The sequence below is a fragment of the Glutamicibacter sp. MOO4 genome (assembly GCF_056934395.1).
Map to the genome: position 1 here is coordinate 19,764 of NZ_CM167800.1, position 25,906 is coordinate 45,669.

Genomic DNA, 25,906 nt, shown 5'->3' on the forward strand with positions numbered 1-25,906 from the left:
GCGGAATCGCTTCCTTAGCGCTTGAAGGTGATGGGCGTTCCTGGCTTCACGCGACGCAAAAGCTCCTGCATCGACTGGTCCGAAAGATTGATGCAACCTGACGATCTAGTGGTCTGTGCGCTGACTGCGCGGCATTCTTTGCTCCACCCGTGGATTGCCAGAACGGACGCTCCGTCCACGAATTTGTCAGCCTTCTCGCTTTGAATGCTGGTAGCCAAGGTCTTCTGGGAAGAGCACTTCTGGCCATCCACTGTGAAGTACTGAGAGACTGCAAAACCGCGCAGATTTGCCGGGGTGAGGTCACCGCCATCCAGGACGATGGAGTAGGAGGCGACTTCCTGTCCGTCCTCTTGAAGAGTGACTTCATCAGCGCCCAAGTCCACGCTCAGCTCTGTGGTCTGTTCATGCAGTGCCACATCCGCCTCCGGGAGCCAAGCGGTCGCCCCATTGACGTGCTTGCCGCTGCTTGGCAAATGCAATCGCCCTGGAATCAGCACCTGGAGCCAGCCTGCTTGCTTGCCAATAACCGGCAGATTCGTTTTATCACTCAGCTCCTCCGTGCCGATCAGTGCAAAGGCTGGTCCACCAGGCTTGGTGTAGGCCACCGCGTAGGTGTTGCCTTTCTTCACCGAGGCGATCGTGTTTCTGAATGGGGTGCCTGGATCTGCCTGAATGTCACCGCGGTCATAGACCGTGAAAGTGGACACCCAGGGTAGCTTTTCGAGCTCCTGTTTGCTGAGTTCCACGGCTTGAACGGGTGCATCAATGGTTGTAGTTGACTGGCTGGCAGTTGCTGAGGTTGATGGGGTTGGGGCTGTTGGCTGGCTAGCGGCATTGCATCCGGTCAAAGTGAAGGCCAAGGCCATGGTGGCTGCGAGGGGAAGAAATTTCTTCATGAGGGGTTCTCCTATTTTCTGGGATTCACATATGTCCATGCGGCGAATTCAGACATGGGCCGCACCGATCACGGTGTCGCGTGTCTGACTTGGGGTGCGAATAAGGCACCCCGGCCATAAGCTGAGGTGCCTTGTCGTATTACTTGAAGCTGATCGGTGTGCCCTCCTTCACCAGGCCAGCGAGCTCAGCAAAGTCATCGTGTAAAAGCGAAAGTCCGTAGCCACTCTTGTCTTTGCCAGCTTCGGTGATGCTGACCAGACCATGACCATCAGTGCGTACGGTGGAAGTCAACGCCGTGGACTTGTTCGAATCTGCGATGAAGCCAGCCTTGCCGAAGGATGCATCAGTCAGATGTGAGCCCTTTTGGGTGATCGGGAAGATCCTCACCAGATCCCCGCCGGCCAGTACCGAAACGGTTTTGTCCGTGACATACAGCTGTTCCTCGTTCTTCGTGGTGCTGACAGCATCCTTGTGTACCCACGCGGCCGATGTCTTCTGCTTGCCTGGCAGCAGGATCTTAAGTGATTCCTTGGTCTCGGCAATGACTGGGTAGCCACTGCTTGCTTCATCTGTGATCAGAGTGAACGGCTCGGCTTCTTTGTCTGAAGTGGTGTAGCCAAGGACGAATGCGCTGTCTGCAGGTACCGAGGCGATTCGGTTCATGAAGTTACCTTTGGCGTCAGCCGCTCTCTTGAAGAAAGCCCTTTGGCTTGCGACCTGAAGCCCTGCGGCTTCTTCGGCGCTGACTTCTGCCTTTGCAGGTGCCTTTTCAGTCTGCTCAACTTGAACCGGTTGTGTCGTCTGCGGTGGCTGTTCCGAATAAGTTCCAAGTAGAACGAGCCGCAAAATGTTCAGCGCGATGGCGGCGACATTGAGGACGATCAAAACCGTGATGGCGATGGGGAAAAATCGCTTTTTCATGAGTGCTCCTAGAGAAGGTGATGTGAGGTGTACATACCTCTCCATGCGGCGATCTTCGGCAATCCGGTGCCAGCGCATGCGAACGCCCTGAGGTGTCTGGACTTATCCATAAAGAAAGGGAGGCAACCGGCCGTGCTGGCTAGCTGCCTCCCTCGTACCCCACATCACCAGGAGAAATGAAGCAGTTGTGGAGCCGCTTCATCCTCTCCCATGCGGCGAAGGCTTAGATCGTGCTATCGATTAGCCTCCAAGCCTCAGCATCGGTAGTCGCGTCGTTGGTTCGTACCTCAGCGATTACCTCGAAGTCCATGAAGCTGAAAGCTGTGCCGTGAGCTGCCCATATGCGTGCCCTGTCGCTGCGTAGAGCACTGCGCCCTTCATGAGGTAGACGGACGAGAACTCGACTGGCACCTGCATAATCTCCTGTCAGCTGCAAAGCATAAATATGCTGTTTGACTTGGCCTTCTGATGCAATGATGATTGGAAACATTTTCTTACTCCTAATTGTGAGTGGGTGTGTTTAGAGGACTCGACGGATGACGTCAACGTCGTCGTAGCTGGTGAGTGAACGAATCGAGACGGTGGAGCCTGGACGAGGGGCGTGAATGATCCTGTTGTTGCCCAGATAAATGGCAATGTGAGCCCCGTTTCGCATACCCAACACGTCACCTGGCTTTGCTTCAGCTAGTGATGCGATCCTTGTGCCAACGGTGGCTTGTGCTCGTGCAACTCGGGGGAGTGAGACACCATGTTGTCGGAAGACCAGCTGTGCGAAGCCGCTGCAATCAAGACCAACAGCTGGATTCGTTCCGCCCCACACATACGGAGTGCCCAGATATTTCTTTGCCGTGGTGATTATCGAGGCGTCTGCGGCTTGCTCAGGTACCTCAACTGATGCTGGTGTCTTGGTTGGTGCGACTTTGGTTGTTGCCGCTTCTGGTGCTGCTTTAGTTGGCTCGACTACTTCCGCGGACTGCTTTGGTGCAGGTGCTGACTCAACTGGTGCACTGGTCATCATTTGGCCTGCCCGAATTGCAGATACCTTTGCGGGTGCTGGCTCAGGCGCAACGACCGGCGCTACAACAGCAGTTGGCTCGGGGATCGGTTTGGGCTTCGGCTTGGCTGGTGCAGTGAAAGTGGCTCTTTGAACTTCGAGACTGGCCTTGTCTGGTGCCACAACAGCGGCAGGTGCAAGCGTCAGTTCAGCATGTGCACTGATGGGCTCGGATACGGCTGTTCGTTCCAGGGGTTGTGGGTGTGAAGGCAGCGAGATGGCTCCTGTGGCAGCCCAGATGATGCCGACCAAAATGATTGCGTTTCGTATTCGCATGATTTTTCTCCTTGGTGTCATATACCTCCATACGGCGAACTGGCACCCAGGTGTGTTCGTCCTCAGGTGTCCTCGCCTAGGTAAAGCAATAGCCGCCCAAAGAGTGGATCTTCAGGCGGCTATGCTCACAGCTTCTTGATCGCTTCTCGAAGCCAAGGCGCCTCGGCTTTCAGCAGCATTTCTTGGCGGACTTCGCGTGGCTCTGCTCGCTGTTTGGATACCGGTACCACTCCATCCATTTCTGCCAGTGCCAAGCCAATGCGACGGTTTTCGGTAAAGGCAACTGCTGCGACAAAAATAGGGTCTTGGCTCTTCCGGGCTACGGGCAGGATGCGATACCAGAAACGTCCGTCCACGGCGATGATCTCTAAATCGGTGAGAGGTGTAAAAGCCAGCCGTTTGGCAGCAGCCTCGTAATCGGCCCGTGTGGTGCGTGAGCACATTTGTTCGATGGTGGCTTCGTACCACAGCTGGTTGATGACGTTTTGGGTGGTGGTTTTCGTTTTCGTTTTCATGATGTTGTCTCCTTGGTTGTTTAGTTGTTTAGTTTTTTTGCTAAGGAGCTAATGAGCTAATGAGTGTCTAAATTGCTTCAGCGGCAATCACCTCAGCTTCAACCGTTGCCCAGTGCGCACGGGCCCTGGCCTCATTGCGTTCAGCAGTGTGAAGATCTGGACAGCGAACCTTTGCTCCTTGCAGATGCTCCACCAGCTCTGATGCTGCGGCCTGGGTCCTGTGAAGCGTCTCCATTCGCTTGAGTTGGCTCGGCGTATGCTCGCCATCCATACTGATTTTGTTTTCGATCTTGGCAATGGCTGCTTGTGCCGCACGTGCCTCTTTCTGAGCCTCCTTGAGCAAGGCGTTCCTTCTCTCAACACCGCCTGGATAGGTGGGATCCTTCAAGAGCTCTTTGTCCAAGCAAGCGGTCATGAGGTCATCCGAAGCTTGATCCAGCCTGCGATACGCAGCCTTGATTGTGCGTTCCTTGGCTTCTGCAGCTTCACGCTCTTTTTCTTCCTTAATGGCTGCAATGCGGTCTGCTTCGCGTTGTTCACGCTCTGCCCTGACCGCCGCACGCTTGGCACGTAGCCGAATGAGCTTTCGCTGCACATCCATGGCGGCAGCCCAAAGTTTCTGGAGCCAAGTGGGGGAGAGCTCCCCTGGTGTTTCGGTGACTTCTTCCTCGGGCACTGGTCGGCTAGCTTGAGCGGCAAAATTTTCGACAGCGCCGCCTACCTTGAGCTCTGTGTAGGTCATGGCGCGATGGCAAGCACCACACCCGTCACAACGACGACCGTCCGGCCATTTTTCGCTAGCCCCTTTTTTCAGACACATCGTTCTTCTCCTTAAATGTGAATGGATACCAAGGATGACCCCTTGATATCCATCACCATGCGTGCTTTTTCTCAGCCGTGCGAACGCGGAATCGCTTCTTTAGAAAGGATCATCAGCGTCCGCCCATGCCGGCGTTGGTTCAAAATCAGGCTCTGGCGTCGGCTCGGACACCACTTTTTGAACCTTTGGTACGCCCACTGAATCCAGGTACGGGGCGACCTGCTTAACTTCGTCGGTGTCTTCGATAAGTGCCGCGCGGAAACCTTGCACAGTACCACCCTCCGAGAACACCAGCCCGAACCCGTCCGTGCTGTTGTAAAGGTCCTCCACTTCGGCTGCTGCCGATTGGGACTCCCCGGAAAAGACCATGCCCAGTGCTTCGCGGCTCGGTGGCTTTGCCTTGGGCACCATTTGGATCACGCTGCCTAGTTGTTCACGCACCTGCCCCGGTAGGTCGTTCACATCAGGGCGCTGAGTGAGGATCAGCAAGTGAATACCTGCGGAGCGAGCCTCTCGGGCGATTTTGGCCACCTTGCCCTGAATTCGACTGACAGCTGCCGTGTGAGCCTCCCATTCTTCGATTAGCTCAGCGACTTGTGTCGATTTATTTGGATTTCCTGCCGGCTTTTTATCAACAGAGATCAACCCTGCCCATTCATCGATCACGACCAGCCAGGGGCGTACGGTGCCAGCGGACAGGTCACCCCAATTTTCGGCGTCTGCCCTGTCGATCAGCTCCACACGCCTGCGTACTTCCGCGTATACGATGTCGATGACGTCGGCGGCTTCCTCCACAGAGCTCACTGCCCAGGTGTGAGCGTAAGGGATGAAGCCTTTCTGACCGGCCATCTTCTTAGTAGGGTCTACGGCGATCAGCTCGAAACCTCGGGCTAGCGCACCCGCCATGATGCCACGGCCAGTGACTGACTTGCCGGCACCTGTCCCACCTACTACTAGCATGTGTGGGCCAGCCTTTAAGTTGACTTCCACTAACCCACCAGCCGAATTGCGACCAATAGGGATCTTGCTCCACTGCTCTGGTACTAGCTTCTTGGCGCTCACGCTTTCAAAGGGGACAAGCTCTGGCAAAGCCCTAGGTGCACCATAAATCAGCTCCGCGGTCTGCTCTAGCGGGGACACCTTGATGTCCCACCCTTTAGCTTCTCGCACACCACCTGTCACAAGGACTAGCCACTCGCGCAAAACCTTCTCAGCAGCATCTGCTGGCATTTGCGGGAAGCGGCGAATCGAAATTGAGTCCAGACCATGCTCAGGATCCCACGCTGCGTTCAGATCAATCTCGTGCTCATAAGTTCGCTTCAGCATGAGCGCTAAGCTGCGACGAAGCGTCATGATGGCCGGTGTCAGCGCAGCAGCAATCGCATACCCAGCCTGTGGTTTCAGCTCGACAATGGTGCGTCCTTCTGTAGCCACGTGTGCCTCAAGCGCCTCAGTCATTGGCAGCTTGAAGGATGGGCCGAGCTCAACCTTCACTGGGATGGGTCTGAATGTCGGGCTGGTCGAAGCGATAACAAACTGCTGGCCTGTGGCGTTGTCAGTGACAATCTGTTCGGCCTGCCAAGCACCTTTCAAGCCTTGGTCAGCGGCTGTCTGTGAAAGGACACGGACCAGTTTTACTCGGTTGGCCACCGTGTCTGTGTACCGGGCTCCGATTTTCATTTTGAAGGTTTCCACTTGTACTCCTAAGAAAAGTTTTGGGTGATGAGAGTGGGTGGGGTCATGACGACCCCACCCTGTTGTTTGTTGCGGTTAGAAAACTTCGCCTGGTGCGAACCCCTCTGGAGCTACCCCGAAGATAGGATCTTGCGCGGCTGGTGCTACCTCAGAAGTGCCTGCAACCAATCCGGCGGAGCGTTGAAGCTGCTCACGACGCTCGTTAGTCTCTTCAGTGGCAAAGCCGAGCACAATTCCTTCGGCAGACGCGCGGACAACCTCCCACGCGGGTACGTGCATCTGAATAAGCGTCTCTAGATTCGACAGGCTGCTGACAGCGCCAAAGGGGATCTGACCTGTATGGATTTGCAAGGTGCCTTCGTCTTCGCGTCCAGTGCGGTAGATGTGCATCGATTGCACGGTGGATTCGGTGAGGCCAAGAGCCAAACCAATCACGCGCTGATCAGCCAACATGTTGGCGTTTTCAACCGCATCATCTTGAACCCTCATTCGGCCCAGATGAATCGCTAGCGGGTAGCCGACGACGATGAAAGGAACACCAGCAAGTGCGTTGTCACCAATCAAAGGCAGCCCGGCAGCAGTGATCAGAATGGCGCTCAAGAGCAGAATCGGTTTGCTTGCCCTGCGCAGGCTTGCGAAGACCTGCACCGTAGGGAAGGGAATGGCCCGGCGTGCCGGGATCCTCTTGGCGAGAGCTAGCCAGCAGATGGGTCCGAAGAGGGCAATTGTTGCCGCTTCGATGTCTGGGAAGGCTAGGGCTAGCACCGCGACCATGATGGGAAAAGTGAAGATTCCAAAGGTCTTGAATGGATGATTTTTCGGGCGCTCCGAAGCTGCGTTCTTTTTGACTCCCCATGAGGTGTCAGTCAAAAGGATCCAAAAAGGGCTGAAGAGGATCGCCAGCAGCACGGATGCGATTTTTTCGATGATGACTTCGAATGCGCCCTTTTGCACGTTGCGATTCGGGTGGCCGTAGCCATTGTTGCCGTTGTATCCGTGGCTATCGTTGTAGCCACCTTGTCCACCGTTGTTGTAGTCGTAGTTACTCATTTTCTTTGCCTCCTGGCACGAATTTGAAGAACCGATCAGTTCTCATCACCTTCCATGCGGCGAATTCGTGCGCGTGGCTGTGCGAACGCCCTCGTGTGTCTGAACCAGGTCAAAAGAATCCCCTCCCCAGTACGAAAACCAGGAAGGGGAACGAGGTGACCGTGTTTGGTTACGTCAAGAAGTAGCGTTCGGCGTAGCGACCAGAAGGCAATGCCGTGAGCCGCTTTTCGTAGCGGTTGCTCAAAGCTTCACCACCTCGGACAAGCGTGCGTGGATCCACACCTAAAGCCTTGGCAGCAGCTGAGGCGCTCAAACCAAGATCAGCCCTGTTACGCGTGGATGCTTTGGACTTGCGGCTTCGCTCCAGCCTTGCTGCTCGGGCTTCAGCAAGGCTCTCTTCTGGGCCTACACCAAAACGTGAATAGGCTGAACTGCCTCCAATGCCGAGAGCGGCGCCAATCTGGGCCCAGGACGGACGTTCACCAGGGGGTAGCTGGCGTAGTTCTAGGACGCGGTTGGTTAGGGTTGCTTCGGCTTCGATGACAGCTTCTTTTGCTGCGGTCAGGTCTGACAAATTTGTTGTTGACATGATGATTTCCTTACTTGTTGAGGTTTGTTGGTTGATGTTTCTTGGTTACTTGATGACGTTTGGTACGTGGGCGACTGGTGACCAATCGGTTACCAACGTGTCGGGGGCGCTCAAGTAGTTCAGGCCAGTCAATGTGCGGAGAGGTTCCAGACTCGTTACTTGTGTGCTATCGATTGACAAAGACATCAGATTTTCGAGCCCTGACAGTGGATTAAGGTCGGCGACCTGCGTGTAGGAGGCGTCCAAGGAGTTCAAGCCAGTCAAAGTGCGGAGTGGTTCCAGGCTTGTCACTTGCGTGCCCGAGATTCCCAAATCAGTTAATCTTTCGAGCCCTGACAGTGGGCTAAGGTCGGCGACCTGCGTGTTAACGGCATACAGGCGGTACAAGCCCGTCAAGGTGCGGAGAGGTTCAAGACTTATCACTTGCGTGCCCGAGATGCTCAAAGACGCCAAATTTTCGAGCCCTGCCAGTGGGCTAAGGTCGCCAACCTGCGCGTCAGAGGCGTCCAAGGAGTTCAAGCCAGTCAAAGTGCGGAGTGGTTCCAGGCTTGTCACTTGCGTGCCCGAGATTCCCAAATCAGTCAAATTTTCGAGCCCTGACAGTGGGCTGAGATCGCCAATCTGCGTGTAAGCGGCATACAAAGACGTCAAGTTTGTTGCTTGTTCTAGGCCGTCCAGGCTGACGATTGCTGAGCCGTAGTTAACATCGAGCTCGGTCAAGGAGACTGCATCTTCCAAAGTGAGCTGGTATAGGGCTAAATCTTTGCCAGATAGATCCTGACCGGTTAGCTGCTTCACCACGGCTGCTTTGAGAGCCGGGTCCGGGATTGCCCACCCAAGCTCAGGTGCGCTCTCCACAACATCCGGTTTGATCGTTGAGACAGCCACCTGCACGCCGCTCAGATCCAAAGTCAGCCCTTGCGATGCGTTGTCGCTGCCTGGAGCCATGGAAACGCTGAACGAAACATCATGCTCAACATGATCATCCGCTGCGGTGAGCTGCTTGGCTTCCTGCGCCCCATCCACTGACCAGCTGAGGGACGCTGCAGGTGAGGCGGCCAAAGAACCGGCCACCTTGTCGACATCGTTGAAGTACAACCAACCGGTCAAGGTGTCACCGACAACGCGTGGCGTGGCTTTGCCGGTAAAGGTCACGGTGTCGCCTGGTACCAAACGAACTGACGCTACGTCAGCTACAGGGTTGCCGTTCAGGGTCCAGGTGCCGCTGGTGTTTTCGAGGCTGAGCTCACCGGCCTGGATGGTGCGCTGCTGGGTCACAATCGGAGCATCAGCCTTCCAGATCGCGACAGTGGCAGTAGTACCTAGCAGCAGTGCAGTGCTGACAACTACTGCTGTGACTGCTTTCGGCAACCTGCGCTGCTTCTTGATCGTCTGAGTTTCCATGGTTCTTCTCCTTGATTTGGTTGAGGCATTCACTGGGGGAGTGCCTTCACACAAGTGACCATGCGCCCAATCTCGGCAGGTGGAGTGAACACCGGCTGCGGTGTCTTTTTTCTACCTCTCTGTTGCAGGAGCGCAAGAAAATACCCCCAACCGAACCGGTTGAGGGCAATGTCTGAGTTACTACGCAAGAGGAGGAGGACTAAGCGCTATTCAGAAGCATCACCTGCCTTTGTGCGGGTGCGGCTTTCACGCACGGTTTGAACTACTTGAACACCTGCGTATCCGAGCAGCAGAAGCGCTGCGCTGACCACGATGACTGGCTTTGCTTCACCTGGCATGGCATTGGCAACAAAGCCCAGCTTGGGTACGGAGTAGACCATTTTGCCTGCTACTTGTTTAGCCATTATCGGAGAGTCTGGTGCCCCGTTGGCATCGCCTTTGGTTGTGTAGGTGATGCTGCCGTCAGCAGATTCTTGGCGGTCAATAATTCTGTGCGTAGTCAAGCCTTCGGTGGAATCGGGCTCAGGCAAGTAAGAAACAATGTCGCCCACCTTTGCGGTTTCGCGCTCAGATCCTTCAAGAGGAGCTACCACCACGAGATCACCAGGGCTAAAAGTGCCTTGCATGGAACCCGTCAATACTGTCAGCGGAACCCACCCACGCACTGCCGGGTAGACAGAACCCAAAGTCACGGCCGTTGCGATCAATGTCATGAATAGCCAAAAGAACACTCGGCTGATGATTTTCATGGTGATACCTCCTCTCAAAATGATTGTTTGACTAGGCTATTTAGCGACCTGATCGAGTTCTACCTTGATCTGGCTGAGATCCAGGGTTTGAAGCTGTGCCTCATCGCCATTGACGTAGTCGGGATCCCCGGCTGGTGCCAGGCTCAAGGCCCAAGCGATCGTGTGTGCTGCACCGCTGGTGGCTTCGCTAACCTCAACAGGTGCTTGCGAACCGTCGATCGACCAGCTGACGTCAACAACGGGGCTGTCAAGCAAGGATCCAGCCGTGGCCTGGGCACTCAAGCTCAATTTGGCGGCCAAGTTAGAGCCCTCAAGCGTAGGCGTTGCGGTGCCGGCGTAGACCAGCGAATCGCCTGGGGAAAGTCGAAGAGTGTCAAGATCCGCCTCATCCACTGCGTTGCCATTGAAAGTCCAGCCGAGAGCCTGCGTGTCCAGTGAGAGCTCACCAGTCTGAATCACCGCGTCATCAATCGCGGCCGAGTCATGCCAGCTCGCCAACGTTGAGCCACCAGCCAGCAAAGCGACACCCACAGCAACAGCGGCCACCGTCTTCGCTAGGCGCTTACGCTTCGCATTCTTGCTTTGGGTGTTATCCAAAATGGCCTTGATCTGATCCTTGACGGATGCTTCACCATTTGCTTCTGTCTTCTTCTTGAAAATTTTCATTTCGGTTTCTCCTAAGAAGTGAGGGTGAGACGCCCTGATTGGGAGCCTTCACCAGTGACCATGCGTAGCTTTTTTAGGAGAATGCGTTCCGTCTCGTGCTTCCTTAGCCTTTGAAGGCCAGCGCTTCGAAGACCTGCATGACCCAGGGTGGTAGCGCACCAGTGACCTGAAGGGTGACGATGCTTGCGGCTAAGAAACCTGCGGCGTTGAAGGCTTTCATCATGACCACCTCGCGCTGCTAAAGGTATGGACTACCGGACCTTTGACTCGTCGGGTAGGTACCGCATCCATGGATCGAATCTCGCTTTGGATGTCTTCAGGGATCTGGGTAGGACGTTGGCGCCCCTGGGCCCACAGGCGAAGCACTTCTGGACGCACGGAGCTTCCGTAGCTGAGGATTCGCATGCCCTTTTTGCCACGCAGGTTGTCCTCGACGACGCGATCAATGAACCGAATGCTGGGCTCTGCGTACGGATCGGTTGGGTGAAGATCTACCAACCCCACCACGCAGCCGTATGCGCTCTCTCCTGGCGCACTGGCGGGGGTTTCAAGGCAGGCTTGGAGCAACTCCTGAACCCACACCTTTCGTACCCAGTCATCAGCGCTCACGGTGTCTGCATGAATCAGCCACACGGTTCCTGCGATTCCGGCTGCGCGGTGTGCGGCATGACGCTTCAGCACAGTCTCTTTTTTGATGGGGCTGTACTGGACTTCCAGAGCCACGAGTTTGTCCGAGTTGATCCTCTCCACTGCGACGTCGATGCGCGCACCAGGGATGACAAGCTCGTGATACTTGGCTTCGCCCAAAAGGTCATGCTGTACGAAGGAATGCCACTCCGACATTGGCCCACCCACACTGCAAGCGGTGCCAGAGCCTGGCAGGTGCCTGAAATGTGCACGACGTGCTGCCGATCCACGAACCAGTTGCAATGGTGCAGTGCACTCTGGATCGAGGCAGGTGACTTGGTCGACGATGGCTGTTGCTTGCGCTTCGGTGAGCATTTCGCCTTGGGGGTGACGGCTGCCGGCCAGCTTGCCGATGCGGGTGGTGACTTTGCGGCCCATTACTTCGAACATTTTGATCTCTTTTCAGATGCGTCGTTCAATTTCTGAAAAGAACCATGCGTAGAGGCAAGGTTCGCTCGCGGGTTCGTGTGTCCTTGGCAAGAAATGCTTGACGTAATGAACCAATTTCTTTGGATTTTTAAGCCCAGTTACCGTAGCTTGAACCTTAAAGCAGAGTGATGGGTGAAAGGGTAGTCAGATGGGTCTGGGGAGTCATCTCGACGACGAGGCAATAGCGGAGCTACGCAGACTGGCAGCCGACGAAGTTGCGAAGCCAGTAGCTAAGCCACATGCTGCTGAACCCCAGAAAACGGCGAAGAAGAAACCGCGGCATAAAGCTGCTACTCCCAAGAAGCCGGTGAAGAAGAAGCAAAAGGTTGTTGCTTCCACGTACAGGTCGAGGAAGCGGGCTCGTCCAGTCGTGCAGACGGATGACGATCGCAGGCGCACGCTAACTACGTCGGTCGTGAAAAGCGTCATCTATCCCGAACCCGTTGTCGCACCCAAGAGGGTTGAAAAGGAGCTGGCAAAATTCAAGGTACCAAAAGGCAAAACTTTCCACCCCAAGCCAAATGCAAAAATTGCACTCACCACGGCACAGAGTCGTCTAGCCGTAGAGAAAAAGAGAATCTTGGTACTGTGCCGCGACTTGAATATCGAGATATTTAAGGACGGCAACGTTCCATCAATAGATGGCGCCAGCTTTGAAATTCTTCGTCACCAGGTTGCACTCCTGAATGCGGGAATCGACGATCAGCCCGAAGGTCAGACTTTTGAAGAACGGCTCCGGGGCAAGTACTCTGCCGGCGTGTGGAATGGGGACGGATCACCTTTGGCGAGGTATGACGCCAAGAAGGAGGCTGTCAAAAGGGAATCAGCGCCCAAGACTGGGTCAATTCCTTACATCAAAGTGGTCAGTGGTGGGCTACCTACCCTCGGCAACGGACGTCATTAGCAGCGTTATCGCGTCTACTCCCTGACGAGCCGTGCACTCTGAAATTGGTGTTTCTGTCGGGTATGGGAATCTCTGATTCTATGCGCAAGCGGTCACATTACTGTGACTATCCAGACCGTCCCTTTAGTCGGCTAAAATTTAACCATCAATCATCATTCGCACTTTTTTGTTGGGGGAAAATTGTATAAAAAGCTTACTTCGGTCTTCGCGAGCCTTCTGCTCGCCGTAGGAATGTTGGTCGGTGTTTCCGCGCCTTCGAACGCAGCGGCTCCCGACAAACAGTTGACCTTCAATGTGTACAAGTTAATGTGCGAACCGGGTGATGACCCATGGTTATGCACCGCCTTCGAGTTCAAAGTTGCCATGAAGGAGCTGTTCGGCAACGAAGGAGGACCAGGTGTCTACGAAACAACCTCCGACGTCACCTACAAGATGTACAACGCCAAGGGGTCGCTCGTTGCTGAAGGTTACGGTGAAGCAAACCCGTCCCTGGACGAATACCTCAAACGCCAGAAGTCGAGCTACACCGCCGATGTTTTCCCAGGCGATGAGATGCTGCCAGGTCGATACACTCTTCGAGTGCGCGTAGAAGTTCCGCCCGAAGAAAGAGAATGCGTTTGGTTGTGGAACAGCAACTACACCGACTACCACAACACCTGCCAGTACGAGGATGAAGGACCAAAGTACCCTGGTGAGCGTCACTGGCTAACCTACGAGTTTGATTACAAGGGCAAGACCCTCACCGCGAACCGCAAGTCGTACAAGGCGTCAGCCACCAAGACCGAAACCACGTACACCTCGTACACTGCGACCAAGTCAGCGTCCTACACAGGCAACGCGTCGTACACTTCGAAGCAGACCGCCAAGTACAAGCGCAACGGCAAGACCTACAAGGCCACAGCATCGGCTACCGCCAAAAAGACTCACAAGGTCACCAAAAGCGCCACGGTCAAAGCGAAAAAGCTAAAGAAAACGGCGACAGTCACCGCTAACGTCACCAGCTACTATTCTGCCAAAGACGCGCCAAAGCTCGCGGCATCCACGGCATCTAAGAATGCAAAAGCTAAGGCAACCACCGCTGCGTACGATGCCACCGACAAGAAGGCAAAAGACAAAGCCAAGTCACTGATCACCAAAAAGGTGAAAGCTGAAGCGAAGAGCAAAGCTAAAGCGAAAATCACCAAAAAGGTGAAAACTGAAACGCAAAACAAAGCGTACAAGGCTGCACTCAAGGCAGCTAAGAAAAAAGCTGGAGTGAAATAGTATTCAGCACAACAAAACCCACCAACCATTATTTTGGTTGGTGGGTTTCTTGTTGCTAACCGCTGTTACAGGCTCAGCTTGCCTTTAGGAGGCAAAGATAAGGAGCATGGTACGAATTCCACACTCCTCGTCTCGTTTTGCTGGGCCGGTTACATTTGGCTTAGGAAGTCTTTGCGCTTCGCTTCGTATTCGTCCTCGCTGATCATTCCTTTAGTACGCAAGGCGGCAAGCTCTTCAAGCTTTGCAGTCAAAGATGGAGCGGCAGGGGCTGCAGGTGCGGCCACAACGGTGACTGGCTGCTTTGGTGGCAGATTGCGAATGATCACAGCGGCAACGAGCAGGAGAATTCCCAGCACGATAAAAATCCAAGTGGGTGCCGTGGCTGCGGCAACCTTGGCATTGCACTCGAGGACTGCATCCCCAGGCATGCCATCGAAAGTGTCCAGAAGCTCGGCTACGCGGTGCTGCTGATTGAAAACAGAACCACAGGGTTTGTCTACTTTGCGTGCTCCAACAATGATTCCGATGAGCAGTGAGACAGCGCCTGCACAAGCGAGGATCCACCAAAGGGAACCTTTATCCTCTTTTGCGGAAATGCCCTTAAATTTCGCGGGTGATGACATTTGTGTTTTCTCTATCTGAGCGGAGTGATGATCTTCAAGTCAGATTTTACTTTGTGTTTTTGCTTATCGCTCCCACCGTGCAACTGTATGAATGGCAAGACGCTCAACTGCTCAGCCTGTCCAACAGCGCAGCGCCGTCATGTCTCCTGAAGCCGTTCCGCTCAGCGAGTGGGCTCAGTAGCTCACTTAGACGATCCAGATCAATTGTGTGGGTCCGCATTGCATCATCCAGTGCGTCTGCAACGAGGCTGAGGTCACCGATGTCGTCAACAAGATCGGCGATTGTTCGCTCGACAGTCATGACTGGCAGCCCCTCGACCAAGTTGATGTCCCGAGCCTCGACAATTCGCTGTCTGAAGCGAATCTCCTTGCGCTGACTCTGGCGCCGTGTGAAGCTCACGAAATTATTCTGCTCAGCCCAAAGGTCACCGATCCGGTGGAGGGCAGCGGCTGAGGCGCTTGCTACGACCACGCCTGCCTCACCGTCTCGAATGCGGTCCTCAGCAACCCGTTTCGGTTCCGTGCTCAGCCAAGCTGTTTTCAAATCTTCAAGCTCAGTACTTGGGACACCATTTACTTTGTAGACTCCATGAGCCAGGCGTTCCAAAAGACCTGAGTCAGCAAGCCGGGCGAGGTGAAGCCTAGTGACACCCAGCATGCTCGCCTGAGCCGTGGTGACCATACCCCACTGGGTGGACGTGACAGCCGCTAGGTTTCGTAGCGCTTCGATTGACTTCATTCTTGAAATGTATCTCCCTCAATGATACTTTCCAAGCTAACGCCCCATTCTTGGACCGCTCAAGCTACCCACCGTGCAACCGCTTGCTGAGCATGACGTTCAACCTCTTCAAACTCTTTGTCATCGAGGAGCTGCAAGTAGGTTCGTTGCTGCTGATCTTCCTGGCAGACGGTCTTGAACCATTGCGCGGTAGTGAAAGCGTCGGCCGAGCTGAGTAAGATGCGAGCGATCTTGATGATGTCTTCGCGAACCTTGGCGCCATCGAACTGGAACGCTGGAAAGAGCGTGCGCCCGTCCACTTCAAAGCCGATCAGGTGATGTTTAGCAACGAATTCTGCAATGGCTTCCGGGGTGATGCCCCACATGGATTCAAGGGCGCCAGTCGAGTAGACAGGGCCGACGAGTTGCCCGTAGGACTCAGTAGTAGCCATTGATTGCCTCCAATAAGAAAACTCCCCGACCAGCAAGAAAAGTTCGTTGGGGAGTATCTTATCGTCTGGCTTACTTTGCGTCCTTTTTGCTCTGAATTTTATTGAGCGAATAGGTGGCCTTGAGAGCCTTCCTGATCACAAGTCTGGTCTGTGTGGAGTCCAAGTCTTCAGAGATGCCTGGTCCAGGCACGTATCCCAAATCGACAAGTCGTTGCGCAGCCAAAGCTTGCAGCTCCAAATCTTCACATCGCACCAGGTGTGTCAATGCCAGGACGTCAGCGTATTCCACAATCATCTTGCGGGTACTCGGATGCTTGCTTCGAACCCACGCCGCGGCGAGAAGCCGTGGGCTGGTGCCACGATATTTTTCGAGCAAAGAATCCACGCGCCGAGGTGAGTAGCGACCCATGGCCGCAATGTGGTCATCGACGGTAAAAGCCTCCAGCAGTTCAGGATTTTTCTTCGCAGCCTCAACTACTGCATCGAGATCTTCGCTGGTCCAGGTGTCGCTGGTGCCGTGTGCTTTCAAGAAATCTGCGTAAGGTCCAGCAGGAAGCAGATCGATCGGATCTACTGGTGCTCGCCACGTGCGTGTTTGGCTGGCAACGATTGGTTTCGCTGTCGCACCGGCCAGCGCGTCAAGTACTTCTTGGCGTTTCTCAGACTGCTGCATTTTTGCGGTCAGATCCTTGTGAGCTTGAAAGGTAGGGTTGCCTGCCAAAGCCCAGCGCACTTGGTAGCTGGTGTCTTTGAGCAGAATTTCCATTTCTTCACGATCCTTGGTGCGAGCAGCTAGCGCACCGCGTTCACCACGAAGTTTGCTCAAAGCTCCATCTGGAACAGCATGTTTTTGCACGAGCGCACGGGTTTCAGGGCTGCTATAGCCGTACACTTTTCGGGCCAGGTCCGCGTAATAGCGGCCAAGTCCTGACTGGCACGGGCAGCGGTGGCCACCGTCAGCGATCGAATCACACATTCTTGTCCTCCCGAGTGCTGGTGTTGTTCATGATGTTGATGGACATCGTGGCCAGCCATTCAAGCTCTGAAGCAGCGAGCTTTGTCAGGCGGTCATGGCGAGAGCCACCTTGGCGAGCATCAACGGGTAGGCGTCCCAGCATTTGTGATTGGGCTAGCTGAGCTGCACGCCCGTCAGCGAGGAGGACTGCGGCCAAGAGTTTGGGGTCTTCAGAGGTGAGCGCGTAGGTACGGAAATCTGGTACCCAAAAAAGTAGTAGGTGAGAATCCGAAACGCTGTCGACGCCGTGTTGTTCACATGCTGTCTCGTAGGCGGTGCGGTCAAAAGGATCTTCAGGTAGGCGGTATGCCAGCTGGTCGGATTCTTTTTGGAGGGTTCCTGCGAGCCCTGGAATGGGTGGTGAAAAAATGTCCATGATCTTTCTCCTTGGATCTGTGGGGCTGATGTCCAGATCCATGCGTAGAAATCGTGCAACCGCTGCTGCTGAATGTCGTTATTACGTAGTCTTTAGGTGGGTGCAAGAATGCCCCCAGCTCACACGAGCCAGGGGCAGTTCACTAATCGACTATCTGAATTCTCCTTTGAGTCATCTGCTCGATCACTCGGACACCTTCTGCAAACCCTGGCGGGGGAGTCATTGCTCCATTCCTGGTCCACCACATGAAAACTTCAGCCGACACTGGATCGGAGATTGTGGCAACAACGATCTCATCTCGATCATCTTGAACCTTCATTTGCAGGTCGCCTACAAAGCGGATGGTGCGGTTCTTGTCATCCACAATGCCGAGGCTGACTGGCCATAGCTTTGCAGCGAGCGCCATGCGCAGGAACCCCTGGCACCACATGCCGTAGAGTTCCCCATTTGCGCTCATGATGTTGTTAACCAGCCACAAACTAGCCAGACGGTTCTTTTCGGCGTCGCGTAGAGCTTTCCAAGGCGCTTTCCGCGGACCGGCACTTACCCCAAGATCCCGGACAGCCACGGGGGAGCCGCCGCGGACCTGAACGACCTTGGCGCCCTGCTGACCGACTGGAGCATAGTTGTGTTCGCCGATCAGCTGCCGTGCGATCCACACTCCTACGTGCACCGAGGAGTTGAGGCTGTGCTTGGACTGCCAGCACCCGTTCTTCCAATCCTTGTGGCTGAAGTCGCTACCTGGCCGGTAGACGACAGGCACCGTGCAACCGGGAGTGACGCAATATAGCTCCCCGGTCAGTGCCGAGGCCTCTTCAAACGTCAACTGCTGGCCGAACCACCGACTACCCATAAGGGTCAGAACTTCGCCGCTAGGCATCAATGCTTCCCGCATAGCCGAACCTCCTTATGCTGCTAGTTTTACGGCGGTCAGGTTGGGCGAGGATTCGTCTCTAACGATGTGGCCGCGGCGCTCAAGGTAGGCGTAATCTGGTCGTTTCATTGCGATCCCCCTCATCAAACGAGTCTTGCCAGCCAGAGCCCATCCGCCATACCTTGCCATGGTTGAAGTCGATTCCGCAGCGTAGCGCTCTAGGTACTCCTTAAGTACACGAGGTGGTAGCTGCTTGGTGCCTGTCACCTGGCACCATTCTTTGTAGATCTCTTTCCACACGCCGAACTTCATCGGGAGGTAATCACCCTGAGGATTCGTCTCTACACATTCCTCTAGGAAGTCCGCGAAAGGATCGGCATTGCCTACGTAGCGTGCTGTTTCTTCAGTCATGCGATCGGTGATGCAAAACCCTTCGCGGGTAGCTCCTGCGGTGAGCCAGTCATGGGCTCCCTTCACCAGCCAAGCGAACATCGCGGCCAACCCGTCTGGCTCTCCCATTCGGGTACGAACAGCCTCTTCGATATTCTCGATTTTCGTAGGCAAATTACTGGAAATGAAGCGACGAACGACGCCTGCATCATCGGTAGGAATGCCGATCACGCCATTTCCTGAGAGGACTAGCGTTCCCACCGGGTACCACTGGAAAGCCATTTCACGCTGTGCGCGAGTTGAGATCGGCTCACCGGAGGCCCACTTCTTGAAAAGTTCCCCTAGAAGTCCAGCCTTGTCAGCTTCATCAGCGAAGAGCATTCGCTTCCCACGGTAGTCGTGCAATTTCGTGTCGGCTGCATTGGCATCGCTGTTACTCCGACAGAAAACTTTCGCATCGGCGATAATAGCGTAGCCTGTATTTTTGCTTTCACTCAGGGCCTTAATAGCTGAAAGGATCACTGTGGACTTCCCTGAATCGGGGACTCCATTCTGGTAAAAAACGGTCTTTGCAGCAGGCAGTGCAGTGAGGCCTGAGCCAAGGTAAAGCTGGGTGAAGCGTGCCAGTCCGAGGTGACCGGCTGCGTCAAGACGAGCAATCGCGTTGTCAACGTCAGGGTGTTTGGCACCGGGGATGTAATCGGCGCGGGTGACCTTCGTGACCAGATTGTGTGGGCTTGGCGGTGAGAGCTCCAGCGTCCGCAGGTTGAGTAGCCCCTGTGGCGTGTTGATGCTGGCAGGATCGGCGTCGAAGTCGGTGGCGGGACGCTTCAAAAGGCCTTTAGCAACTTCCAGAGATGCTCTCCAGTGCGAGTCCCCAGTGTTAGAGGTTTTGATGAACTTCAGGTGCTCGGACATGGTTGAGCCTTTGGCACGTGCGATAGCTGCTTCAGCAGCTTTGACTGCCTTGTCGCGGCTTTCTCCGTCGGGGAAACCTTGAGCAATTTGAAGCTTGCGCTGAGCACTGCTGCTCTCATCGGAGTCAGTGCTGATGTAGCCTAGCTCGTCGTTCAATGAGTTGGTTACCTGGACGGCCACCTCTTTGGCGAGCTCACCAGAAGTGTCGCGCTCCCAGATGCCAAGTTTTTCGTTGTACACGTGCCATGCACGTTCACCTGTGAGGTCATCAACGACAAACGCCAGCTGCTCTTTGAAATGCAAAGCGATGCGCTGTCCCAGTCCAGTGTCGTTGGTCTGCTGGCGGGCCGCTTCTTCGAGCCGCTCGGGGTAGGGAACAGACTTCAAGGTGTACGACTTGACTGGTGTTGATGGAACGTAGCCGATGATTTCGCCGGAGAGAACCTCGTCTTCGGTTGGGGTGAAATCGGGCATGACCAATGCTTTACCGTTGATCTCTTCGTGTGCGGACTGCTGCTCCATGAGAGCCTCCTGTGAGTTGTTTTATCCTTCGCCTATCTCTATGCGTGCCTTTTGCCCACGGTTGCGGACAATGACGTTTTTTCGTAGTCCTTCGCTGAGTACAAGAAACCCCGCAACCGAAAAGAGGCTACGGGGTAGTTGTTGCTGCGAACTATGCCTAGTCTTCGACAGGGCTGGTATTGGATGCCTGCTCGATCGCAGTTAGCAAATCGTCACCGGGTTCTGGGAAAGCCTCGGCAATCAGCTCAGCGGCCACCATATCGCCATTCACGGCCAGGAGCAGCAGATCCCAACTGGTGAGATTTGGTCGGTGGAACCCCTCGTCGGCAATGCCCCAGGCTTCCTGTAGCCGTGAGCCATAGACTGCAACACTCTCGACTTTGCCATTTTCACTCCAAGTAGTTTTGCAATGCTGCGTTTCGCTGGTCACCCATCCCGACTCCTGTGGAAGGCACCAACCGTAGCCGATCTCCGACATCATCCAAACCTCTTCCATCAGGAAAGAAACGGGGACTTTTTCTTCGAAGCGTCGAGCGATGCGAGATCGAGCCTGGGCTTGGCGCAGTGATGCCGTTGCACCGGCCGCCGTGACAATTCGTGCTTCCTTCTTCGCCTGACGATCAGGCAGCTGTGGGAGCATGGCATCAAGTTCAGTCAGGGTGTAGCGTTTTTCGGTGCTGACGTATCCCAGCGTGACAGGCTTTGGCGATGATGGGTCCTTGTAGTTGACGGTGCCACTTGGACGCAGGATGCGAGCCGAGTCTGCTGCGATGCCCCGATCGATTCCGAATCCCATTGCGTGAGCTGTAGCGGTTGCGTGGGCATCAAAGCGGCGTAGGATCTTCTGTCCGAAGGATTCCTGGTCCAGCGTCAGTTTGCCGGCACGCTCTGCGAAGCCTGGTTGCAGAAGTTCATCCAAGAGGTAGTAGACATGGACGCCGCCTCCGCTGCGAATGATGAGGCCAGGTTCTCCGATCCTGTGTGCCAGCTCCAGCGCCTGTTCAGTGGTCGGGTGGGGTAAACCTTCCTGCGTGCCAATGAAGGGTTTATGAACGCCATCCTGGGTGTCAATATCCAAGAAGAGGGCAGGGAGTCCAAGTCCGTCCGCGGCAGCGCCACGACTACCTGCGCTGTACTCCTTATTCTGCAGGGGAGAGACGCGATAGTAGGCGTCCTTGCCAGCTTCGGTGAGGCTGAAAAGCTTCTTTTCAATGTCTGCGAGGTCACTCAACGGGAATCGAGCGCTGGGGAAGGAACTAACTTCTTTCCACGAGATTGAGAAGAGTGCATCGGGTGGGTAATGGCCGGCTTCAATGTGGTGGCGGTACAAAACTTCGAGGTGCCTGCGTACTTGAGTCTGCATTTCCATGCTCCTAATAGGTTTTTTGTTGAGCATGATGTTTCTTTGCTCATCTACACCTATGCGCGCTCTTTGCCCACGGATGGAGGTAATGTCGTTTTTTCGTAGTCCTTGAACTGGAGGCGCGATGAGCTGAATGATCTGCAGGAACTGGGAGGGCCAGGATGAGCCAATCGGCACTTGAGAAGCCGCAAGAGGGCGCCAGGAGGGCGAATGGCGCACCAATGGGGACCTGGACTCGACTCAGGAGATAGCGCCCCAGAGGCGATCCTGAGCGAAAGTTTTTTAGTGACAGTCGGCTGCCTGCATCAGCGATTGGTCTTGACCAAGAAGAGGTCAAAGAACTGCGAGCTATGGAGCATCAAAACACCCTCGCAGGTGGTTCGGAAAGCCTCAAAAGAGGGTCCAGCTACATTTTTGCTATAAAATAGGGGCAATATCTACATGGATCTACAAAATGAGAAGTGGGTTTTGTAGCCAAAAAACAGCCCAAAAACCCCGGAATCATGCGGAAGTTGCAGTGCTGGCTACAGAATCTACAAAATAATTGGGGGTACTGGCTACAGATAATTAGTAGTGTGTTCAGACGATGACTTTCATGACGATCATTTTCTAATACAGTCTTACCTCACGTACGGGTCGAAGTTATCCACAGGTTGCTCGCTTGCGCGTAAGGAGAAATGTATACGTAGTAGTGGTAGATATTTTGTAGATTTTGTAGATCTCTTATTATTGACTCTTAAGATCCTTGATTTCTAGGGGTTTTTGGCTCTTCTCCCAGCTACAAAATGGTGTTTCAGTTTTGTAGATTCATGTAGATAAGGGCTGTTTTTTGTAGCAAAAATGTAGCTGCCCTTTGATTTCCACGACTCTTTGCGACGAATCCGCAGTCGAAGCTGTGGATAACTTTGAGGTGTTGCTGAAGAATCAGCCGGTAACTTTCGCTTTGAGCACTTTGATCATTTGGTTGGCCTCGGCATCTAGCCGATCAATCTCTTCCAGCGTCGATTTTGTGTGCTTTCGATGAGCAACAGTTTTTCTTTCCTTGGTGCTATTGAGCGGAGGACAGGGCCTGCATGGTTTGTAAGATCTCTCGACACGCCTCTGCGGACGATTTGAACTTCAAGGTCGAAGATTTCTAGGGCGCTCCTGGCGACAGCAAAAAAAGACCAGTGTTCAAGGCCTCGACCACCGCTGCCCTTGATGCATCGACGGCGAACGCTTTTCGATGGCCCAGACGGCCACACAGTGGGCGTGTGTGCACTAGCATCACATTGGCGTGCAACTGCTCGTCTGATGATTTTGAACGCGTCAAAAGGGCTCTCAGCGTGAGCGATTGTCCGTGGACATCAACCGGCTTTTTTTGGATAAGTGGTCGCCAAAAGTGCGTACTCTTTGAGCCCCTTTCTTAGGAGCGCACTTCGCAGATCTTGTGGCACACGGGCTTGAGATTGAAAAGCTTAGCGGTGGGAGCGCAGCACGAGATGTTGTTGTGAATGACTGAAGGGTGTGACACCGATGGATTACCGATGGCGCACCCTTGCAGTTTGAAACTGGATTATCGTCTAGCCGTTCCAACTTTAAGCGCCCGATTCTTTGGTTCGCATGAGAGGAGGAACGCCAGCTGGGTCGGCAGTGCCTTAGCCAAGATTGCTTGGATTGAGGTACTGGTATTTTTCACGAAGAGCAGCCAAAACATCCATTGACCGTTTACCTCCCCGAGATTCCGCGGAGTCTGGGTCACTTATCATCGGTTCGAAAAATGGACCCATCGCCCATTGACAGATTGGATCTACAACGACGTCGAAAACGCTTTCTGGCGATTTTCCCGCATCCAAGAGGTAAATGACTACCCCTTCAACCCGTGCGGAGAAAAAATCTCCAGCACCAATCACCGTGTCATGAAGGTTTATGCGTCTTTGACGCTCGCCGATCTCTTCCATTAGCTGATTTGCTTCCGGCTCGGAATGCACTTCAATGGGCGTTGGAAGAACAACAGGTTCCTCTACCACCGGTTGTGGACTTGCAACGGGTGGAGCCGTTTTCTTTCTGCTGAAGAGTCCCATGGCCTATTTCTTCCAGAACCCGGCGTGCTCCATGCAAACTCGGCCAGTGTTATGGCACTTGGTGCACGTGAGGCCTGAACGTCCACCACGGCAAGCTTGGCATTCGGCGAGGGTTCGGAAACACTTTTCGCATTGACCCATCGAAGCCACCTCCTTTATTCGCGAATTTCCCCATTACGTCTTCGGAAGTGAAAACGTGAGATTAGGATACCCTCAGAATGCGAAGAAAAATAGAACTATTTTCATCGCTTTAAGTTGTTGAAGAAATGCTGAACAATCTCATGCTTTCGAAGCGTTCAACGCCCTGGGTGCGCGCGTCATTATCGATACTGGTCAGCCCGACAATCGGTGTGCACCGACTTTGCCGTGACGGCTCAAGAGGATTGCGCTTCCTTTCCTCCAGCAACTGGTGGGCTCTACGCCTTGGATCCCTCTGTTTTGGGGTGCTGGTATTTCTTCTGCAAAAGCCTTGCGACCATCCACAAATCTTTAAGGTAACGATCTTCCGCCGCCGATAGCGGCCTCTGATCCGCAGCATCCATTCGCTCCAAAACCCAGTCTTGAATGGGTGCTACAAATCGCTCAAAAACCTTTTCAGGTGTCTGCCCGTCATTAAGAGCGTAGGCGACAACGCCCTCGATCCTATCGCAAACATAATCATCGGCCCCCGCGTACGATCCACCAGATTCAATGCGAATTTGGCGGCTCCTAAGCTCAGCCAAGGCCTGCTCTACTTCCGCCGGGGTGTGCACTTCAAGTGGGAGAGGAAGGGCTACGGTAATGACCCGCGCTGGTACTACAGCGTCGGCCCGGACACCACTTTCATTTGGCCTGCGAGGTGGGGTGTTGTTCATACCTGTCTCTCTCCTTCAAACAGCGAGTCAGTGAGTTGTTGCGAGTAGCGGTTGTTTGCCCTGTCAGAAGTCCAGTCCATCTTCATCTTCGGGCTCCACGTAAACGCGTGAAGGAAGTAGGGCGAGATGCTCTTCGCCTCGGCGCCTCATGACGAGGAGCTCGTGAGGGTCTTCAACGCTGAAGAGTGGAACGCCCAAAATCGCAGCAATATTGAAGACGTTTCCAACACTCACGGAGGCCTCACCATGCTCGATGGCTGACAATGTTTTGCGCGAAATTCCAGCTGTACCGGCAAGGCCTTCCATCGACCAGGCCTTTTGCAGCCGAGCTGTTTTGATTTGCTGGCCCAGGACAACAAGCGCATTCTCTGCAGTGCGTGATAAACCAAGCTGTCGACGTCCCATGAGTAGTACTTTACCCGCAAAGGTTAGCTAAGTGCAGAGTATTACCCATTTCTAGAAAGCGTGAGCGTTTTGGCGTCCATACCGACCGCATAAAGTAGGCCCACACCGTTGTGTTGGTGCAGGCCTACTTGTTGATGAGGTGGGGTTAGCTGGCTAGTGCCTTGATTTCTTGGTCGATGAAATGCTCAATTTTCAGCTCGGTCAACAGCTTCACAACCTCCGCAGCAACTGCCTCACTGGTGAGGATTCCACCACCGCTAAAAATCTTGATGGCATAGTCTTCTTCGCTGACACCGTACTCGATCTGAGCCTCGTCATCAGCTTCAACCTCCGCAATGGTTCGGGCATCAAGGCGAGCATCCAGTTCACGTGTTGCAACTGCGTGAGCTGCTGTCTTGACGAGCTCTATCACCAGGGCACCTGCGTGGTCCTGTCCACATTCGGGTGAAATCATGACTGGGTAACGGGGCCCTCCAAGCAAGGCGCTGAGGTGTACTACCAATCCACACGTCGGGATCGGGCAAGCGTCTTCGATCCTGATGTCTTGTGCGCAGAAGCCGCAAGCTGCTTTGGTGAAAGTGATGTGCTGATCCATGGTGTGCCTCCCGGCGGGTAAGTTGAAGCAAGAACTTCCTGCCTCATATCTGTATCCATGCGTAGAACCCCTACATCCTTGCGTCCCTGGAAATGTGTCTGCGACCAAACAAGAAGTAGGCCCACACCGTTTGGTGCAGACCTACTCCCGGTTGGTGCGGTTAGTTATCGACAGGTACAAAATTCAGACGCTTGCAAGCAAGGAGGGCTTGCGCTGTTTCGTGGCTGATGGCGAGGCCCCAGGGGTTTGGTGCGAACTCGTCAGTGTCAGCGTGCTCGGCCATGAATGTGCACAAGTCGAAGACTGTCAAGCGAGCCTCCATACCGAGGAGCGCTTTTGTTTCGTCATCAAGATCTGAGTAGCTCAGCCCTGAGTACCCAACGAGGAAGAAGGTGGAGTGTTCCTCGCTGGCGTCCCACTTCTTGAGCCTGTCTAGAATTTTGTCGGTTTCTGAGGCGTTGAGGTCAAGAAGAAGATTTGCGAATACAGGTGGCTTACCGGCGCGAGGGATGCGGACAATCTTCCCTAGCGGGAAATCTGCTTCGACTACTGCTGCGGCGTTTTCGGTGATGTTCATGGTGTGCCTCCCGGCGATCAGTGACTCAGGATTTTCCTGGTTCACAGGTATCTATGCGGCGAAGGATCTGACGGCTGCGCGTTCGCGAAATGGTGTCCGCGACCTACTGGCCCAGATGGGTAAATGAGTATCTTTTCAAATGAGTTGTGATCCCAATGAGTGCCGATCTAAATGAGCAATTGAGTGCTTATCCCAATGAGTGTCTATCTCAATGAGTGTCGATCTCAATGGGTAAAAGAGTG

General features: G+C 54.3%; 28 protein-coding genes. 2 read left to right on the plus strand and 26 right to left on the minus strand.

The annotated features are described in order from the left end of the window. Positions 1–14: 14 nt before the first annotated feature. From AC1Z3F_RS00095 to AC1Z3F_RS00155, 13 genes are all read right to left on the minus strand, one after another. Positions 15–896, minus strand: coding sequence for a L,D-transpeptidase (locus AC1Z3F_RS00095; protein ID WP_483566241.1), 882 nt, complete (start codon positions 894–896; stop codon positions 15–17). A gap of 139 nt (positions 897–1,035) precedes the next feature. Further along, a complete protein-coding gene (locus tag AC1Z3F_RS00100) occupies positions 1,036–1,818 on the minus strand; it encodes a hypothetical protein (RefSeq protein ID WP_483566242.1) in 783 nt (260 codons plus the stop codon). A 223-nt stretch (positions 1,819–2,041) separates the two neighbouring features. After that, complete coding sequence (locus AC1Z3F_RS00105; protein ID WP_483566243.1) at positions 2,042–2,308, minus strand: hypothetical protein; 267 nt, start codon at positions 2,306–2,308, stop codon at positions 2,042–2,044. A gap of 30 nt (positions 2,309–2,338) precedes the next feature. Next, positions 2,339–3,148: a C40 family peptidase gene (locus tag AC1Z3F_RS00110; RefSeq protein WP_483566244.1), complete on the minus strand. Its 810-nt coding sequence runs from the start codon at positions 3,146–3,148 to the stop codon at positions 2,339–2,341. A gap of 125 nt (positions 3,149–3,273) precedes the next feature. Next, entirely contained in the window at positions 3,274–3,663 is a 390-nt protein-coding gene (locus tag AC1Z3F_RS00115) for a hypothetical protein (protein ID WP_483566245.1), read from the minus strand. 67 nt (positions 3,664–3,730) lie between these two features. Then, positions 3,731–4,405, minus strand: a complete 675-nt coding sequence (locus AC1Z3F_RS00120; protein ID WP_483566246.1) for a hypothetical protein — start codon at positions 4,403–4,405, stop codon at positions 3,731–3,733. A gap of 177 nt (positions 4,406–4,582) precedes the next feature. Next, positions 4,583–6,178 carry an FtsK/SpoIIIE domain-containing protein gene (locus tag AC1Z3F_RS00125; RefSeq protein WP_483566247.1) on the minus strand — a complete coding sequence of 532 codons (1,596 nt, stop codon included), beginning with the start codon at positions 6,176–6,178 and terminating at the stop codon, positions 4,583–4,585. 75 nt (positions 6,179–6,253) lie between these two features. Then, entirely contained in the window at positions 6,254–7,228 is a 975-nt protein-coding gene (locus tag AC1Z3F_RS00130) for a hypothetical protein (RefSeq protein ID WP_483566248.1), read from the minus strand. A 169-nt stretch (positions 7,229–7,397) separates the two neighbouring features. After that, positions 7,398–7,817 (minus strand): hypothetical protein, encoded by a 420-nt coding sequence (locus tag AC1Z3F_RS00135; protein ID WP_483566249.1) that lies wholly within the window; start codon positions 7,815–7,817, stop codon positions 7,398–7,400. Positions 7,818–7,862: 45 nt separating this feature from the next. Then, on the minus strand, positions 7,863–9,221 hold the full coding sequence (locus AC1Z3F_RS00140; RefSeq protein WP_483566250.1) for an alternate-type signal peptide domain-containing protein: 1,359 nt from the start codon (positions 9,219–9,221) through the stop codon (positions 7,863–7,865). Between the two features lie 206 nt (positions 9,222–9,427). Further along, on the minus strand, positions 9,428–9,970 hold the full coding sequence (locus AC1Z3F_RS00145) for a signal peptidase I (protein WP_483566251.1): 543 nt from the start codon (positions 9,968–9,970) through the stop codon (positions 9,428–9,430). A 36-nt stretch (positions 9,971–10,006) separates the two neighbouring features. Continuing rightward, the gene (locus AC1Z3F_RS00150) at positions 10,007–10,636 is read right to left on the minus strand and encodes an alternate-type signal peptide domain-containing protein (protein WP_483566252.1); all 630 of its coding nucleotides are present in this window, start codon (positions 10,634–10,636) and stop codon (positions 10,007–10,009) included. Positions 10,637–10,855: 219 nt separating this feature from the next. Further along, positions 10,856–11,713 (minus strand): competence protein CoiA family protein, encoded by an 858-nt coding sequence (locus tag AC1Z3F_RS00155; RefSeq protein ID WP_483566253.1) that lies wholly within the window; start codon positions 11,711–11,713, stop codon positions 10,856–10,858. A gap of 187 nt (positions 11,714–11,900) precedes the next feature. On the opposite strand from AC1Z3F_RS00155, the gene AC1Z3F_RS00160 reads away from it, so the two are divergent. Both AC1Z3F_RS00160 and AC1Z3F_RS00165 read left to right on the plus strand, forming a co-directional pair. Then, positions 11,901–12,656 (plus strand): hypothetical protein, encoded by a 756-nt coding sequence (locus tag AC1Z3F_RS00160; protein WP_483566254.1) that lies wholly within the window; start codon positions 11,901–11,903, stop codon positions 12,654–12,656. A gap of 180 nt (positions 12,657–12,836) precedes the next feature. Continuing rightward, positions 12,837–13,919 (plus strand): hypothetical protein, encoded by a 1,083-nt coding sequence (locus AC1Z3F_RS00165; protein ID WP_483566255.1) that lies wholly within the window; start codon positions 12,837–12,839, stop codon positions 13,917–13,919. A 149-nt stretch (positions 13,920–14,068) separates the two neighbouring features. Here AC1Z3F_RS00165 and AC1Z3F_RS00170 read toward each other — a convergent pair whose 3' ends face one another. The 13 genes from AC1Z3F_RS00170 to AC1Z3F_RS00230 form a co-directional block, all read right to left on the minus strand. Next, positions 14,069–14,542, minus strand: coding sequence for an SHOCT domain-containing protein (locus AC1Z3F_RS00170; RefSeq protein ID WP_483566256.1), 474 nt, complete (start codon positions 14,540–14,542; stop codon positions 14,069–14,071). Positions 14,543–14,645: 103 nt separating this feature from the next. Beyond that, the gene (locus AC1Z3F_RS00175; RefSeq protein WP_483566257.1) at positions 14,646–15,281 is read right to left on the minus strand and encodes a type IV toxin-antitoxin system AbiEi family antitoxin domain-containing protein; all 636 of its coding nucleotides are present in this window, start codon (positions 15,279–15,281) and stop codon (positions 14,646–14,648) included. 59 nt (positions 15,282–15,340) lie between these two features. Then, positions 15,341–15,712 (minus strand): hypothetical protein, encoded by a 372-nt coding sequence (locus AC1Z3F_RS00180; RefSeq protein ID WP_483566258.1) that lies wholly within the window; start codon positions 15,710–15,712, stop codon positions 15,341–15,343. Positions 15,713–15,782: 70 nt separating this feature from the next. Next, complete coding sequence (locus AC1Z3F_RS00185; protein WP_483566259.1) at positions 15,783–16,538, minus strand: hypothetical protein; 756 nt, start codon at positions 16,536–16,538, stop codon at positions 15,783–15,785. A 142-nt stretch (positions 16,539–16,680) separates the two neighbouring features. After that, positions 16,681–17,103 (minus strand): hypothetical protein, encoded by a 423-nt coding sequence (locus tag AC1Z3F_RS00190; protein WP_483566260.1) that lies wholly within the window; start codon positions 17,101–17,103, stop codon positions 16,681–16,683. A 142-nt stretch (positions 17,104–17,245) separates the two neighbouring features. Further along, on the minus strand, positions 17,246–17,998 hold the full coding sequence (locus AC1Z3F_RS00195) for a hypothetical protein (RefSeq protein WP_483566261.1): 753 nt from the start codon (positions 17,996–17,998) through the stop codon (positions 17,246–17,248). A gap of 12 nt (positions 17,999–18,010) precedes the next feature. Beyond that, on the minus strand, positions 18,011–19,807 hold the full coding sequence (locus AC1Z3F_RS00200) for a hypothetical protein (protein WP_483566262.1): 1,797 nt from the start codon (positions 19,805–19,807) through the stop codon (positions 18,011–18,013). Positions 19,808–19,964: 157 nt separating this feature from the next. Then, positions 19,965–21,170, minus strand: a complete 1,206-nt coding sequence (locus AC1Z3F_RS00205) for a hypothetical protein (protein WP_483566263.1) — start codon at positions 21,168–21,170, stop codon at positions 19,965–19,967. A 1,637-nt stretch (positions 21,171–22,807) separates the two neighbouring features. Further along, the gene (locus tag AC1Z3F_RS00210) at positions 22,808–23,233 is read right to left on the minus strand and encodes a hypothetical protein (RefSeq protein WP_483566264.1); all 426 of its coding nucleotides are present in this window, start codon (positions 23,231–23,233) and stop codon (positions 22,808–22,810) included. A gap of 416 nt (positions 23,234–23,649) precedes the next feature. After that, a complete protein-coding gene (locus AC1Z3F_RS00215) occupies positions 23,650–24,087 on the minus strand; it encodes a hypothetical protein (protein ID WP_483566265.1) in 438 nt (145 codons plus the stop codon). Positions 24,088–24,150: 63 nt separating this feature from the next. Further along, positions 24,151–24,492 carry a helix-turn-helix domain-containing protein gene (locus tag AC1Z3F_RS00220; RefSeq protein ID WP_483566266.1) on the minus strand — a complete coding sequence of 114 codons (342 nt, stop codon included), beginning with the start codon at positions 24,490–24,492 and terminating at the stop codon, positions 24,151–24,153. Positions 24,493–24,637: 145 nt separating this feature from the next. Continuing rightward, complete coding sequence (locus tag AC1Z3F_RS00225; protein WP_483566267.1) at positions 24,638–25,087, minus strand: hypothetical protein; 450 nt, start codon at positions 25,085–25,087, stop codon at positions 24,638–24,640. 160 nt (positions 25,088–25,247) lie between these two features. Continuing rightward, the gene (locus AC1Z3F_RS00230) at positions 25,248–25,664 is read right to left on the minus strand and encodes a hypothetical protein (protein ID WP_483566268.1); all 417 of its coding nucleotides are present in this window, start codon (positions 25,662–25,664) and stop codon (positions 25,248–25,250) included. Positions 25,665–25,906 lie beyond the last annotated feature (242 nt).